Here is a 14,018-nt window from a genome sequence, read left to right as displayed (position 1 = left end):
GCCGGTCACCGGCGCGGTCGTTGAAGTTTCTTCACTGCTGGACACAAAAAGCCTCCTTGAATGTGATGCTATGCGGTGGGCCCGCTGGCGGCGTCCTCGCCGCCAGCGGGCCCGGAGGGCGTCACGGCCGGTTCCGGCACCGGGTCTGCAACTGTGCGCGAGAGCGACAGCCCTAACCCGCAGCCTCCCTCTCCCGGAACGCTTCGGTCCCCGGTGGGTGCCCGGCGGCCGTTCCGTCGGACGCCCACCGGGATTCCCAGGGTAGGAACACTCTCGTCGCGCGCCTGCCGGCCAGACTGCGGGACCGGAGGCATCCTTGGCTCCGGGGCGCCCGTTCCTTCCTGGATTTGCCGTCTTCAGCCTCTGCTAGTCGACACGAAGCTCGGAACCGCTGGTTTCCCTGAGGAAGAAGGCGGCGGTTACGGTGAACACCGCGCAGAACATGAAGTATCCGGCCGGTGCCACGCTGCTTCCGGTCAGCCCGATCAGCCAGGTGCAGAGGAAGGGCGCGGTTCCGCCGAGGAGCATCTGGGCACTGTTGAAGCCCAAGGCAATCCCGCTGTAGCGGACCCTGGCAGTGAGAAGTTCCGCATAGGTCGCAAACGACGGCGCCATGGTGATTGCCACGGTGAGGAAAAGAAGCACGTGCCCGGCCATGGCCAGGACGAAGGATCCGCTGCTCATCAGGGCAAACAGGGGAAAGGCAAGGACGAGTCCGGACCCTGCCCCGACAAAGAACACCGGCCGACGGCCGAACTTATCCGACATCCTTCCCGCGACCAGGCTTCCGATGGAACCGATGACCAGGGAAATACAGGTGGACCAGAACGCGAGCTGCGGAGGCAGACCGCCTTCGGTCTGCAGATAGGTTGCGGCGTAGATAGACGAGACATAATATCCGCCGGTAATGAAGGCTGCCAGCCCTGCAATGGTGACCAGGGAGCGCTTGTGCGAGGCGAAGATGGCAGTCAACGGCAGCTTGGCCACTTCACCCGAGCTCTTCAGCTCATCGTACTGAGGCGTATCGCCCATCTTCGCCCTGATCCACAGGCCCACCAGCGCCAAGGGAACGCTGAGGATGAAAGGCACACGCCAGGCCCATTCGAGGATCGTTTCCGATGCAAATGTGGACGTCATGACCAGCGCCACAATCGCCGCAGCCAATGAACCGGCGTTCGAGCCCACATTGACAATGGCCACCTGGAAGCCACGGTGCTTCCGGGGTGCGTATTCCGCCGCGAATGCCGTTGCACCACCCAGTTCACCACCGGCGGAGATCCCCTGCAGGCAGCGCATGAGGACCAGCAGAACCGTCGCCCAAATGCCTAACGTGAAATAGGTCGGAAGCAAGCCAATTCCGACAGTGGACACGCACATGAGCAGAATGGTCCAGGACAACGCTGCTTTGCGGCCATACTTGTCGCCGATATGTCCAAAGAGAATTCCACCCGGGACGCGCAGGAAGAAAGCCACAGCGAACGTGGCAAAGGTTCCCAGCAGGGCGGCCGAAGAATCTTTGGAATGGAAAAAGAGCGAGCTGATAAACGTGGCCATGTAGCCATAAATGGCAAAGTCATAGTACTCGACCACAGTGCCCAGGGCGCTGGCAAAAATTGCCCGCCTGTTTTGCCGCTTGCTTGCCGGGCTGGCCTGGCCTTCTGCCAGTTTTTGGGAAGAACGGGGGGGATCGAGATCCGCCCCGGCATTGCTGTTGATCATTTCCTTCTCCTTTAATCATTTATTCATTATGGGGAGCCGATTATGGAGCCTTGATTGACTGCGGACCCCGCCGTGCTTTGTTGTCGACGGGGTCCGCACACTTTGTCGCATGCGGGCTACCGGCTGATGGTCCGACAGTGGATGCCGCCGTCCCACCAGGCCGGCCGGTTCCAGAGAACCTCGCTAGAACCCGGCCGGCACCTCCGGGACGAAGACTGATTTGAGGTGCGTGTAGGCTGAGATCGCTTCCGCGCCCAGCTCAAAGCCCACGCCACTGTCTTTCCGCCCGCCGAAGGGTGCCCCGATGTCGAAGTTGGCCATATTGAAGGCCACGGTGCCGGTTTCAATCCGGCGCGCGGCTTCCAGGCCCAGGGCTTCGTTTTCGGTGAACACCGCACCGGAGAGACCGTAGTTCGAATCATTTGCGATGCGGACGCCCTCTTCGAAATCGCCGCTGTAGCGGGTGATCGAGACCGCCGGGCCGAAGAGTTCTTCCCGGAACACCGTCATGTCCGGTGTGACATCGGCAAAGACAGTGGGTTCAACATAGAAGCCGGTTCCGAACCGTACGTTTCCGCCGGTGGTAGCCCGTCCGCCTTCGGTCTTCGCGATCGAATAGTACTTCTCGATCGAATCTTTGTGGCTCCGGCTCACCACCGGGCCGATCACGGTCGCGGGATCCCGGGGGTCCCCCACAGGCCAGGCCCGGACGGTGTCCGTTACCGCGGTGACGACGTCGTCGTAGATCTTGGCCGGCACGATGAGGCGGGTGTTGTTGGTGCACGTCTGGCCGTTGTTCGCAAAGCTGAGATCGTGCAGGTGCTCGGCGAGCTTCTCCAGCGACGCGTCCTCGAGAAGCAGGGCCGCAGATTTTCCGCCCAGCTCCAGCGTCACCGGCTTGAGTCCTTCGCCGCACAGCTGTCCGATCCGGCGCCCGACGGGGGTCGAACCGGTGAACGCGACCTTATGCACGCCGGGGTGGGACACCAGGTATTCGCCGGTGGTTCGGTCGCAGGGGACGATATTAAGGACCCCGTCCGGCACGCCGGCCTCCTGTGCCGCTTCGGCGATCAGGAAGGAGTTCAGTGCCGTATTCGACGCCGGCTTCACCACCGCCGTGCATCCGGCCGCGAGTGCCGGAGCAAGCTTGAAGAACAGGGTGCTCAACGGGTAATTCCAAGGCGCGATCATGCCCACCACGCCGATCGGCTCCCGCCGGACGATGGAAAAGCCCACACCGGCCGGCCTGAGATCCTCGACGGGCGTAGCTTCGATCACCTTGGCATAGAAGCGCAGCAGCGCAGCGGCGGTGTCCGCGTTGCTGCCAATCGCCCGTCCGAGGGGAGTTCCCACCTCCTGGGAGATCAGCATGCCCAATGCCTCGCGGCGCTGTTCGATCGCGTCGGCAAACCGCAGCATGACATCCGCCCTTTGTGCCGGCCCGAATCCGGCCCACCCGTCGCGGTCATTCAACGCGTCGCTCGCCGCCTGGACCGCACGGTCGACATCGGCCCGGTTCCCTACAGGGAACGAGCCAATCACTGACTCGGACGCCGAATCGACGACTTCCTCGCGTGCGCCGGACGCAGGGTGGATCCACGTTCCGCCGATATAGAGCTTTTCCGGATTCATGCCACGTCCTCTTCGGTCGAGTAGGGATCCTGCTGGGTGAGTGGTGCGTAGAGTTCGGGCCGGCGGTCGCGGAAGAACGGACGCTTCATCCGGGAAGCCCGCATCGCCTCAATATCGGCCTCCGCGACAGCGACGCCCTCTTCGCCGTCGGCCACCTGGGCCAGCACCGATCCGTCCGGACCGTACACCGCGCTGAGCCCGAAGTAGTCCTTCTGCCCCTCCAGGCCCACCCGGTTCGAACAGATCACGAAGAACTGGTTGAACGCCGCGTGCGCGCGCAGCTCCAGCTGGAACAGCTCCTTCATCGGGGCCGACGCCGAAGCCACCGGAACGCACAGCACCTCCCCGCCCTGCAGCGCCACCGCGCGCCCCAGCTCCGGGAAATGCCGCTCATAACAGATGATCGTTCCCACCCGCAGCCCGTTGGCATCCACGACCCCGGGCCCCTCCGACCCCGGGCGGAAGTAGAACTTCTCCGGGAACCCGTTCGAGAACGGCAGGTGGGACTTCCGGTAGGTGGAAACCAGCTCACCGTTCACAAAGGTGCACGCGGTGTTGTGGAACACCCCGGGCACAGCGGTCCCCTCGAAAAAGGACGACACCACGGTGATGCCGTGCTCCCGCGACTTCCCGGCCGCCATCCGGTTCGACGGCCCGTCCAGCGGCTCGGCAAAACGCACATACTCCGGATCCGGCTCCGGCTGCACGAACGGAATCGCAAAGAACTCCGGCAGCAGCACCACCTCGGCCCCGGCACCGGCAGCACTGTCAATCAGCTCGCCGGCCCGCCCGATCGTCCGCTCACGGTCCTCCGACACCCTCAACTGCACAGCAGCAAGCTTCACCTTCCTGGTCCTTTCACTTGAATAGGGAGCTTTCCCAGATGAATCCACGGCCACTGACACGTCAGGCATGCTTGACGACTCCGCGGAGGTTTTTCCCGGCGCGAAGGTCGTCGAAACCGGCGTTGATCTCTTCGAGTGAGTACTGCTTGGTGACCAGTTCGTCCAGCTTGATGCGTCCCTGGGCATAGAGGTCCAGGACAACCGGGATGTCATGGCGCGGATTGCAGGAGCCGAAGATGGTCCCCCTGATGGTCTGCTCGCGGAAGATGATCTGGGTTCCCGGCAGATTGACGTTCCTATCGAGCACGTCCTGCGACATTCCGGCCAGCACCAACGTCCCGCGCTTCCCAAGCGTCTCGTAGGCTGCCGTCACCACGGCCTCGGTCGTGTTGCCCGTGCACACAATCACCTTGTCGGCCCCCTGCGCCCGGGGGTTCACCTGCCTGGCATAGGTGAGGGCCTCCTCGGTGGTGCGGAACTCGGCGGTGGCACCGAACTGCCGGGCGATGCCCAGCTTCGCGGGGTTCATGTCGACCAAGATGACTTCCTTCGCACCCGCGAACCGGGCGCCCTGGACCGCGTTGACCCCGACTCCCCCGGCGCCGATCACGATGACCGTATCGCCAACGGCTACCTCTGCCGCGTGCACAGCTGCTCCCCAGCCTGTCAGCACCCCGCAACTGGCGACGGCGACAGCCTCGAGGGGAATTTCCGGATTTACCCTGATGACGGCGTTGGCGGACACGACGGAGTAGCGGGCGAAGGTGCCCAGGCCGCAGTTGGCCGGGATCCGATCCCCGTCGTAAGAGAACCGGAAACTGTCCTTGTCAACGCTGCCGGGGCTGTTGGCGGCGCTGTCGCACAGGTTCGAGTGACCGGTCACGCACCAGTCGCAGTGACCGCACGCCGGAATGAAGGAAGCGGCTACGTGGTCCCCCACCTTGAGGCCGGTGACGCCTTCGCCGAGTTCCCGGATGATTCCCGCGCCCTCGTGTCCGCCGACGGCCGGGAGTGCACCGAGGCTTCCGTGCCTGAGATGTTCGTCCGAAAAGCACAGGCCGGCGTGCGTGAACTCGACGAGCACCTCTCCGGCGCGGGGAGCGTCAAGGTCGATCTCCGTGACCGTCCAGTCCTGCCCTGCCCCCAACATCAGTGCTGCTTGGGTCTTCATACGATCTTTCTCCTTAGAACTTCCACACACGTGTTCCTACAATTGCTCCGGGCCCACGGCCGCGGCCTCTGCCCGTTCCACGACGCTGCTTCGGGGCGGAAAGATCCGTGTGAGCAGCCAGTGGACCAGGAGCCCGCTCAAGAAGGCCACGGCCCAGTTGAGGTCGAACAGCGGCTTCAACATCGGAATCAGGCCCTCAGCCGGGAACGGCCCGTCTGTGCCGGCCGCCGAGTACGCGCCACCGACCGACAGCAGGAGCGCTACCCCCATCGCGGTAATTGCCCGCCAGTTGTAGCCGCGCCGGTATTCGTACGCGCCGCCCCGGCGGTACAGGTCCTCCATATCGAGCTTCGTCCTGCGGATCAGCCAATACTCGGCAATCAGGATTCCGGCGACCGAGCCCAGGAAAGCACCCGTAATTCCAAGCCAGACGAAGATGTACAGGCTGGAGTTCGCCATGAGGTTCCAGGGCTGCATGAGAATGGCGATGACGCCGGTGATAATCCCACCGGTCTTGAACGAGATAAGCCGCGGGAAAGCGTTCGAAAAATCGTAGGCGGGCCCCACGGTGTTTGCCGCCACATTGACCGCAACCGTGGCCACGATGACGCAGATCAGGCTAAACAGCACCACCAGGGGATTGGGGATCATCCCCACGAGCTCGATCGGGTCCCAAATGGACCGGCCCCACACCTCGACGGTGGCAGAGGTCGTTAGCGCACCCATGGTGGTGAAGATGACGACGGTCGGCGTCAATCCGACCGCTTGTCCCACGACCTGCGCCTTCTGGCTCTTGGCGAAGCGGGTGAAGTCCGAGATGTTCACGGACATCGTGGCGTAGAACGCGATCATGCCCATGAGCGCACCGGGGAAGATCTTCCAGAATTCCGGTCCCCAGCCGAGCTGGGACGGTGCCATCGCTGCCTCGCCCAGGCCTCCGGCCAGCGAGACCACCCACCAGAGCAGAATCCCTGCCACGACCAGGATCAGAGGAGCGGCGATGTTTTCGAGCTTGCGGATCGACTCGATGCCCCGGAGGACGAGCGCCATCTGGATGGCCCAGAAAATGGCGAAGGACAGCCACAGGGTCCAGGGATGCCCCCCGACCGTCCCGGCCTCGGTCCACCATCCGCCAAGGAAGGCCCCACTGAGGGTGTGGATTGCCTGTCCGCCCACCCAGGTCTGGATGCCAAACCAGCCGCAGGCGGACAACGCCCGCGTGATGGCGGGAATGTTCGACCCGAGCACACCGAAAGCGCTCCGGGCAAAAATCGGGAAGGGGATGCCATACTTCGCGCCGGCATGACTGTTCAGCAGCAGCGGAATCATGACGATTAGGTTGCCCAGACCAATGATTCCGACGGCCTGCACCCAGCTCATTCCCATCCCGATGAGTCCGCTCGCCAGGTAATAAGTCGGAATGCCGTGAGCGATGCTCATCCAGAGCGCAGCATAGTTGTACGTATGCCAGGTCCTGCCCTTGAACGGCACCGGAGCCAGATCGTCATTGAACAGCTTGCTGGTCTCGATAGTCTTGGTCGATTCAAGCTCGACTCGACCAAGGTTATCCTCATTAATAGCCATGGTTCGTCCCGTCATCTTGGGGAATAGTGTGTGGGCAGGCGTCGGAACGGGCCCGTGGGTACAACAGGGAAAGCACCTGCCTGCCGCGGCCAGGCCGCGGCAGGCACGCAGCTACTGCTGGGTGAGTGGTGCGTAGAGTTCGGGCCGGCGGTCGCGGAAGAACGGACGCTTCATCCGGGAAGCCCGCATCGCCTCAATATCGGCCTCCGCGACAGCGACGCCCTCTTCGCCGTCGGCCACCTGGGCCAGCACCGATCCGTCCGGACCGTACACCGCGCTGAGCCCGAAGTAGTCCTTCTGCCCCTCCAGGCCCACCCGGTTCGAACAGATCACGAAGAACTGGTTGAACGCCGCGTGCGCGCGCAGCTCCAGCTGGAACAGCTCCTTCATCGGGGCCGACGCCGAAGCCACCGGAACGCACAGCACCTCCCCGCCCTGCAGCGCCACCGCGCGCCCCAGCTCCGGGAAATGCCGCTCATAACAGATGATCGTTCCCACCCGCAGCCCGTTGGCATCCACGACCCCCGGCCCCTCCGACCCCGGGCGGAAGTAGAACTTCTCCGGGAACCCGTTCGAGAACGGCAGGTGGGACTTCCGGTAGGTGGAAACCAGCTCACCGTTCACAAAGGTGCACGCGGTGTTGTGGAACACCCCGGGCACAGCGGTCCCCTCGAAAAAGGACGACACCACGGTGATGCCGTGCTCCCGCGACTTCCCGGCCGCCATCCGGTTCGACGGCCCGTCCATCGACTCGGCAAAACGCACATACTCCGGATCCGGCTCCGGCTGCACGAACGGAATCGCAAAGAACTCCGGCAGCAGCACCACCTCGGCCCCGGCACCGGCAGCACTGTCAATCAGCTCGCCGGCCCGCCCGATCGTCCGCTCACGGTCCTCCGACACCCTCAACTGCACAGCAGCAAGCTTCATGCCGCACTCCCCTCGAGCGCGGGCTGCCGTACCCCGGTCAGAGCAATGCCTGACCGGGTCTTGTACCGCTTGTTGACGGATATGAGCAGGGCCGTGAGCGGTTCGAGCTGCCGCGCAAGCCGGAGGCGGCCGGCGTCGACCGCCCGTCCGCCTGTGACGGCGGCGGCCAGGATCATGACCCGGTCCTTGGCCGAGGCGTCGTCGCCGCAGACCAGGACATCCTCATGGCTGAGATCCGCTTCGGGGTCAAGCAGCAGCGGTGCAGAGAGGTGGTGGAAGGCTCCGACCACGTCGGCGCCCGGCACCAGGCCCGCGGCTTCTTCGGCCGCGCTGCCTGCGGCAACATCCAGGCCAAACGGTCCCTGTTTGTCGAATCCCAGGGGATTGACACAGCTGATCACCGTCTTGCCTTCCAGGTTGCCGGCGAGGGACCGGACGAGCTCGTCGTGGCCTTCGTACGGAACGGCCAGCAGCACGGTCTGCGCGCGCGCCACGGCCTCCTCGTTGACGGCGCTGCCGATCTGGGTCAGCACCCCCGGCAGCTGGGAGATCTCCGTGGCCGCCTCCAGGGCCCGGCCCGCTCCCCGTGAGCCCAGCACCACGCGGTAGCCTGCCCGGGCCAGGCGGTAGGCCAGCCCCTTCCCCTGGGGTCCGCTGCCGCCGACAATCGCAATGTCGAAATCGGTGTATGCCATCGTCAGTCCTTCGCAGCCATGGCGATCTGGGTCAGCGTCCGTTCGTGGTCGCCGTGGGTGGAGATGACCGGGCAACGGACCCCGGCCTCATGGAACTCCATCAACTTGTTGAACACATCGTCCGTGGAGCCGCAGGCAGTGACGTTCTGCACCAGGCTGTTGGGCACCAGGGTCATCGCACGCTTGATGTCATCCTTGGTGGCGGGCCAGCCAGCGACCTCCTGGATCCGGGTCACCAACTCGGGCTCGACGCCGCAGTGCTCGGCGATGTGGGGCTGCTGCATGAGGTACTGCGTGAGGAAGGCCTTGCAGTGGTCGATGGCCTCCTGCGGATCGTCGTCGTTGACACTGCATGCCACCATCATGTTCATGTCGATCGAGTCCCGGCCGTCGGTGCGCTTGGCAATGCCGCGGCCGATGGATTCGCCGGCGCCGATGAGGTAGGAGGGCGGCAGGAGGAAGTCCAGCAGGACCCCGTCGGCGATCTCCCCGGAGAGCTCGAGCATCTTGGGGCCGACGGCGCCGACGTAGATGGGTACCGGCACGGGCTTGTTCTCTCGGTACATGCTGTCGAACCGCACGTTGTCCATCTGGACGAACTCGCCGTCAAAAGTCACCGACTCGTTGCGGAACAGTGCCTGGACGACGGTCATGTACTCGCGCATCGAGGCCACGGGCTTGCGCAGCGGCAGCCCCACCTTGGAAGCCAGCGGCTCCCACCAGGCACCAATGCCGAGGATGATGCGGCCGGGGGCAACCTCGTCCAAGGTCTTGAACGTGAGCGCCATCAGGGCGGCATTCCGGCTCTTGTTGTTGACGACGCCGGTGCCGATCTTGATCCGCGAGGTCTTGCTGGCGACGATCGCCGCCGGGACGATACCGTCCCGGGCCATCCGCCCTTCGGCGAGCCAGAACGACTCAAAACCGTTCTGGTCCGCGAACTCGGCCATCCAGTACGTCTGGTCCAAGGTCTGGCGGTCGCCAACCTGGACGCCCAGGGGAAGCTTCATATCAGTACTCCAATTCGTAAGGTCAGAAAAATACGGGCTTGCCGCGGTTGAGGAAGGAGCCGCGGCCGGGCGAACCGGAAAACACGCCGTCGTCCACCAGAAGGTCGCCGCGGGAAAGGACCTGCGTCGGCTTTCCGCTGACCTTCATCCCCTCATAGAGGTTGTAGTCGGTCCGCAGGTGGCTGGTTCCGGCGCTGATGACGTGCTCGGCTTCCGCATCCCACACCACCAGGTCGGCATCCGCGCCAACGGCGACGATGCCCTTCTTCGGATACATGCCGAAGAGCTTGGCCGGCCGTGTCGACATCAATTCGACAAACTTGCACGGATCCATCCGGCCGGCGGCCACGCCGGTTTCCCAGACGACCATGAGCCGGTCCTCGACGCCGGGGACACCGTTGGGGACCTTTGGAAAGTACCCCGGGCTGCGCATTTTCTGCGGCGGCAGGTCGTCGGGCTGGTGGAGGCAGAACCCTGCGTGGTCGGTTGCCACGGTGGAGAGCGCCCCTGTGACCAAGGCATTCCACAGGCCGGCCTGGTTGCTTCGTTCGCGGATCGGCGGCGAGCAGACATACGCCGCCGCCTTTTCGCCCAGCTCGGCGTAATCTTCGTACGCGACCACCAGGTACTGCGGGCAGGTTTCGCCCCAGGCCTTGGAGCCGGCGGCCCTGGCCCGCGAGATCTCCGCTGCCGCGTCCGCACTGGACACGTGCACCACGTAGATCGGACTGTTGACCGAGTCCGCCAGCACGATGGCGCGGTGCACGGCTTCGGCTTCCGAATCGTGCCCGTGCGCGGTGGCATGGAAGCTTTCGTCCGTGCGCCCGTCATCGATCAGGCGCCGCGTCTCCCGCGCCACCATATGGCCGTTTTCCGCGTGCACCATCGGCAGGACACCGTGCTCGACGGCCAGTTCAATGCCTTCCAGCAGCTCCCCGTCATCGACCATCTGCGTGCCGGGATAGGCCATGAAGAACTTCCAGCTGGTCGCGCCTTCGGGCACGAGCCGGCGCAGGTCGTCCAGCACGTCGGGCTGCTGCTCGCGGGGCGGAACAATGGCGTGCAGCCCAAAGTCGATAACGGATTTTTCGGCTGCGGTATCGCGCCGCTCCAAGTACGTATCGTACAGGGATTTTCCCGGTGCCTTTTTGACGAAATCGACGATGGTTGTCGTTCCGCCGTGCGCTGCGGCCACTGTTCCGGTGTGGAAATCATCGGCGGTCCGGGTAGTAAAGCCGTCGATGGGATATTCCAGGTGCGTGTGGACATCAATACCGCCCGGCATGACGTATTTTCCACTGGCGTCGATCACCTGATCTGCGGTCCAGCCCTGGTTCTGTCCCAAACCGACGATAATTCCGTCGCGGACCAGGACATCGGCCCGGATGGCGCTATCGGAGTTCACGACGGTTCCGCCGGTAATCAGTACGGATGCCATTGAGCCCCCTTTCTTGGTTATGGTCGCGGCTATTTAGGTGCCAGCCTCAGCCCGTGTAGTGTTCGTCCGCCAGCGGCAGGACGTTGTCCAGAATATCCAGCGCCAGATCGATTTCCGCTTCTTCGATGACCAGCGGCGGAGTCAGCCGCAGGACGTTGAAATTGGCCGTCAGGTAAAGGCCGCGGTCCATGGCTGCCTTGATAATCCGGTTCACCGGAGCAGCGTCGGCTCCCGAAGCATTGAACGGGGCCAGCGGTTCCCTCGTCTGACGGTCCTTGACCAGTTCGACGCCGTAGAACAGGCCCCTGCCGCGGATCTCGCCGATGCTGGGATGGCGCTCGGCGAGCCGGGCCAGGCCGGCTCCGAGCCGCTCGCCCTGGATGCGGGCGTTGTCGACGACGTTTTCATCCTGCATGATCTGCAGCGATGCCACGCCCGAAGCGCAGGCCAGCGGATGACCAGCGTACGTCATGCCGCCCCAGAACTTGTTGTCCTGCAGCCACTCGGAAATCCGGGTGGAGACGGTCATGGCGCCCAGCGGAACATAGCCGGAGTTCAGTCCCTTCGCCGTGATCAGGATATCCGGCACGACGCCCCAGTGATCGCAAGCAAACATCTCACCGGTCCGGCCGAATCCCGACATGACCTCGTCGAAGATCAGCAGGATGCCGTACCGGTCGCAGACCTCGCGGATCGACTTCAGGTACCCTTCGGACGGATACAGCAGCCCGTTGGTTCCCGTCACCGGCTCGAGGATCACAGCCGCGACGCTCCGCGGATTCTCGTACTGGAGGATTTCCTCCAGGTGCGGCCCGCCGGAGCAGACCGGGCAGGGATCCGGGTGCCCGGCCGGGCACCGGTAGGTGTAGGGATCAAGCATGCGGACGACGCCGCTGACGCCGGGCTCGGCCGCCCACCGCCGCGGGTCGCCAGTCAGGGACATGGCTCCGGCTGTGGCGCCATGGTAGGAACGGTAGCGGGCCACGATCTTCTGCCGCCCGGTGACATGCCGGGCCAGGCGCACGGCGTTTTCGTTGGCCGCGGCGCCGCCCGTCGTGAAGAAGCTCATCTTCAGGTCGCCCGGGGTCAGGTGCGCCATCATCTCGGCCAGCTCGGCGCGTGAACGCTGGGCGAATCCCGGCCCGATGTAGCACATCTCGGCAGCCTGTTCGCGGATCGCCTCGATCAGGCGGGGGTGCTGGTGTCCCAGATTGAGATTGACCAGCTGCGACTGGAAGTCCAGGTACTTCCTGCCGTCATAGTCCCAGAACCAGGAACCGAGGCCGCCGGCTACCGGGATCGGGTTGAGCGCTCCCTGGGTCGACCAGGAGTGGATCACGAACTCCTTATCGGCAGCCTTCACCCGTGACCCGGTCCAAACCTCATCATCAACAATTGTCATTGAATTGCCTTTCGTCTCCGCTTAGCCGACCGTCTGGACTTCGGCGCCGAACTCGGCCAGGCGGGCCAGCGGGCGTCCGGCGTTGGCAGCGACGCAAACCACCAGGATTTCCCGCGGGCGCGGCACGTCAGCGATCTGCAGCGTGACTGTCTGGTGGTGCGAACGCGTCTTGGCGTTGAGCTTGTGCTTGAGCGGGATATCGATCGGGCTTCCCGCAAGGCCGACCTTTTCCGCGGCCGGCAGCAGCTCGGTGCCTTCCGCCGCAGCGCGGAAAACGTTGCCGAAACGGAGATTATGGATCAGCGCCGACCCATGTTCCACCTCCCCGTCGATGCCAACCAGTGCCGCTTTGCCGAAGCTCTCGACCTCGTCGCCCAGCAGCTCGACACACGCCGGCCCCACCAGTTTGCCGATCTCTTCACCAATCTCGTCCGCGAGGGTGACCAGGTCCTGCACGTATTCGCTGGGGTAGGGGTTCTCAATGACTGCCCCGACAAAGGCCACCCGGTGGATCCTGTCCAGCTCACGCCCGTTCTCAAGACGGGTTTCTTCGAGATGCCGGATGATCTTCCGAACACGAACTCCCATTATTTCCTCAATCCTTCAGACTGTTTCTCTCAGTGAACCGACGGTTCATATTCTTGCGATACGGGTGGACGCTGTCAAGGGTGTTGGCAAAGATCCCTCAGGATCCAGTAATCGGGCGCTGAGGACATGGGCAACAAAGCCCCGTTCAACGGCAGGGCAAGCAGTTCCGCGCCGCAACTACCGCCTCGAACCAACGGCAGGCTCGCTCGATGCCTCCAGCCATGCCTCCGACGTACGGCTCGAATGCCACGCAGCTAAGGTGGATAGTGCCGTGCCGCCCCTGGCCAATCTCCGGGACGGGCTTCGCCGGACCTACATGGGCGAATAGCTGGTCGAGCTTGATCGGTGGCTTCAGGCGGCCCGTGCCGCGAGGCAGTTTCCCAGCGTGCAGTCGGACCCCGAAGGACAAGGTGCCTGCCACTTCCAGAAACTTCTTGACAATCAGCACGGGTCGGACCGAAAGTTGAGCATCGTCGGTTATTTCGAACCATCGGTTTACTCAGTGAATCAATGGCGGAGAGTTGGCTGCTCGATCACTGGCACGCACATTGTCGTAACATGCGCCAACTTAACGTGTGCCAGTCGGTAGACAAAACGCAAGAATGGCAAACAAGTGCCCGGTCAGTCGGGCAGCCGTGCACTGGGCTCGCTGCCAAAGCGGTCAACGGGCCTAAACACAGCCGAGTCATACCCGCAAGACCCTAAGCATCAGGAGCGTTCCCATGACTGTCAGTGAATCGTTCGTTCCGTCCGAGAGCGCGCTGCGCCGGGCGCTGCGCCGTGCCGAAGACGGGGTGGTGCTGAACGAGGTGGAGGCCGAGACGCTGCTGCATGCCCGCGGCGAACACCTGGAGCGGCTGCTGGGTGCGGCCTCGCGGGTGCGCGATGCGGGGCTTCAGCAGGCCGGGCGGCCGGGGACGGTCACGTATTCGCGCAAGGTGTTCATCCCGGTGACGCAGCTGTGCCGGGACCGCTGCCATTACTGCACGTTCGCCCAGAGCCCG

The 14,018-nt window shown here is 64.0% G+C and carries 11 protein-coding genes and 1 pseudogene; 1 reads left to right on the top strand and 11 read right to left on the bottom strand.

From position 1 onward, the window contains the following. Window positions 1-366: 366 nt before the first annotated feature. The 11 genes from LVY72_RS23925 to LVY72_RS23875 all read right to left on the bottom strand — a co-directional run bounded on the left by LVY72_RS23925 (window position 367) and on the right by LVY72_RS23875 (window position 13,014). Window positions 367-1,719: an MFS transporter gene (locus LVY72_RS23925; protein ID WP_237827433.1), complete on the bottom strand. Its 1,353-nt coding sequence runs from the start codon at window positions 1,717-1,719 to the stop codon at window positions 367-369. A gap of 183 nt (window positions 1,720-1,902) precedes the next feature. Next, window positions 1,903-3,351 carry an aldehyde dehydrogenase family protein gene (locus LVY72_RS23920; protein ID WP_237827431.1) on the bottom strand — a complete coding sequence of 483 codons (1,449 nt, stop codon included), beginning with the start codon at window positions 3,349-3,351 and terminating at the stop codon, window positions 1,903-1,905. Beyond that, window positions 3,348-4,196 (bottom strand): carbon-nitrogen hydrolase family protein, encoded by an 849-nt coding sequence (locus LVY72_RS23915; RefSeq protein WP_237827429.1) that lies wholly within the window; start codon window positions 4,194-4,196, stop codon window positions 3,348-3,350. Before LVY72_RS23915 ends, LVY72_RS23920 begins: the two co-directional genes overlap by 4 nt. Window positions 4,197-4,257: 61 nt before the next feature. Then, complete coding sequence (locus tag LVY72_RS23910) at window positions 4,258-5,367, bottom strand: Zn-dependent alcohol dehydrogenase (RefSeq protein WP_237827427.1); 1,110 nt, start codon at window positions 5,365-5,367, stop codon at window positions 4,258-4,260. A gap of 36 nt (window positions 5,368-5,403) precedes the next feature. After that, the gene (locus LVY72_RS23905) at window positions 5,404-6,951 is read right to left on the bottom strand and encodes an NCS1 family nucleobase:cation symporter-1 (protein ID WP_237827425.1); all 1,548 of its coding nucleotides are present in this window, start codon (window positions 6,949-6,951) and stop codon (window positions 5,404-5,406) included. 111 nt (window positions 6,952-7,062) lie between these two features. Then, window positions 7,063-7,881, bottom strand: coding sequence for a carbon-nitrogen hydrolase family protein (locus LVY72_RS23900; protein WP_237827423.1), 819 nt, complete (start codon window positions 7,879-7,881; stop codon window positions 7,063-7,065). Next, the gene (gene npdG, locus LVY72_RS23895; RefSeq protein ID WP_237827421.1) at window positions 7,878-8,576 is read right to left on the bottom strand and encodes an NADPH-dependent F420 reductase; all 699 of its coding nucleotides are present in this window, start codon (window positions 8,574-8,576) and stop codon (window positions 7,878-7,880) included. Before npdG ends, LVY72_RS23900 begins: the two co-directional genes overlap by 4 nt. Before the next feature lie 2 nt (window positions 8,577-8,578). Further along, window positions 8,579-9,586: an LLM class flavin-dependent oxidoreductase gene (locus LVY72_RS23890; RefSeq protein WP_237827420.1), complete on the bottom strand. Its 1,008-nt coding sequence runs from the start codon at window positions 9,584-9,586 to the stop codon at window positions 8,579-8,581. Between the two features lie 22 nt (window positions 9,587-9,608). Next, window positions 9,609-11,024, bottom strand: a complete 1,416-nt coding sequence (gene hydA / locus LVY72_RS23885; RefSeq protein WP_237827419.1) for a dihydropyrimidinase — start codon at window positions 11,022-11,024, stop codon at window positions 9,609-9,611. Window positions 11,025-11,070: 46 nt separating this feature from the next. Then, window positions 11,071-12,426, bottom strand: coding sequence for an aminotransferase class III-fold pyridoxal phosphate-dependent enzyme (locus LVY72_RS23880; RefSeq protein ID WP_237827418.1), 1,356 nt, complete (start codon window positions 12,424-12,426; stop codon window positions 11,071-11,073). A 21-nt stretch (window positions 12,427-12,447) separates the two neighbouring features. Further along, window positions 12,448-13,014, bottom strand: coding sequence for an amino acid synthesis family protein (locus LVY72_RS23875; protein WP_237827417.1), 567 nt, complete (start codon window positions 13,012-13,014; stop codon window positions 12,448-12,450). 722 nt (window positions 13,015-13,736) lie between these two features. Between LVY72_RS23875 and fbiC the strand changes: the two are divergent. Then, a pseudogene (fbiC, locus tag LVY72_RS23870) lies at window positions 13,737-14,018 on the top strand (7,8-didemethyl-8-hydroxy-5-deazariboflavin synthase); the annotation flags it as partial.

The sequence above is a fragment of the Arthrobacter hankyongi genome, from assembly GCF_022012395.1.
Taxonomy (GTDB): Bacteria; Actinomycetota; Actinomycetes; order Actinomycetales; family Micrococcaceae; genus Crystallibacter; species Crystallibacter hankyongi.
This window is presented reverse-complemented; position numbering and strand designations above follow the sequence as displayed.

Excerpts from the sequence above, each read along its gene's own strand:
- LVY72_RS23925 (WP_237827433.1), bottom strand. The coding sequence starts at position 1,719 with ATGATCAACAGCAATGCCGGGGCGGATCTCGATCCCCCCCGTTCTTCC.
- LVY72_RS23920 (WP_237827431.1), bottom strand. The coding sequence starts at position 3,351 with ATGAATCCGGAAAAGCTCTATATCGGCGGAACGTGGATCCACCCTGCG.
- LVY72_RS23910 (WP_237827427.1), bottom strand. The coding sequence starts at position 5,367 with ATGAAGACCCAAGCAGCACTGATGTTGGGGGCAGGGCAGGACTGGACG.
- LVY72_RS23905 (WP_237827425.1), bottom strand. The coding sequence starts at position 6,951 with ATGGCTATTAATGAGGATAACCTTGGTCGAGTCGAGCTTGAATCGACC.
- LVY72_RS23900 (WP_237827423.1), bottom strand. The coding sequence starts at position 7,881 with ATGAAGCTTGCTGCTGTGCAGTTGAGGGTGTCGGAGGACCGTGAGCGG.
- npdG (WP_237827421.1), bottom strand. The coding sequence starts at position 8,576 with ATGGCATACACCGATTTCGACATTGCGATTGTCGGCGGCAGCGGACCC.
- LVY72_RS23890 (WP_237827420.1), bottom strand. The coding sequence starts at position 9,586 with ATGAAGCTTCCCCTGGGCGTCCAGGTTGGCGACCGCCAGACCTTGGAC.
- hydA (WP_237827419.1), bottom strand. The coding sequence starts at position 11,024 with ATGGCATCCGTACTGATTACCGGCGGAACCGTCGTGAACTCCGATAGC.
- LVY72_RS23880 (WP_237827418.1), bottom strand. The coding sequence starts at position 12,426 with ATGACAATTGTTGATGATGAGGTTTGGACCGGGTCACGGGTGAAGGCT.
- LVY72_RS23875 (WP_237827417.1), bottom strand. The coding sequence starts at position 13,014 with ATGGGAGTTCGTGTTCGGAAGATCATCCGGCATCTCGAAGAAACCCGT.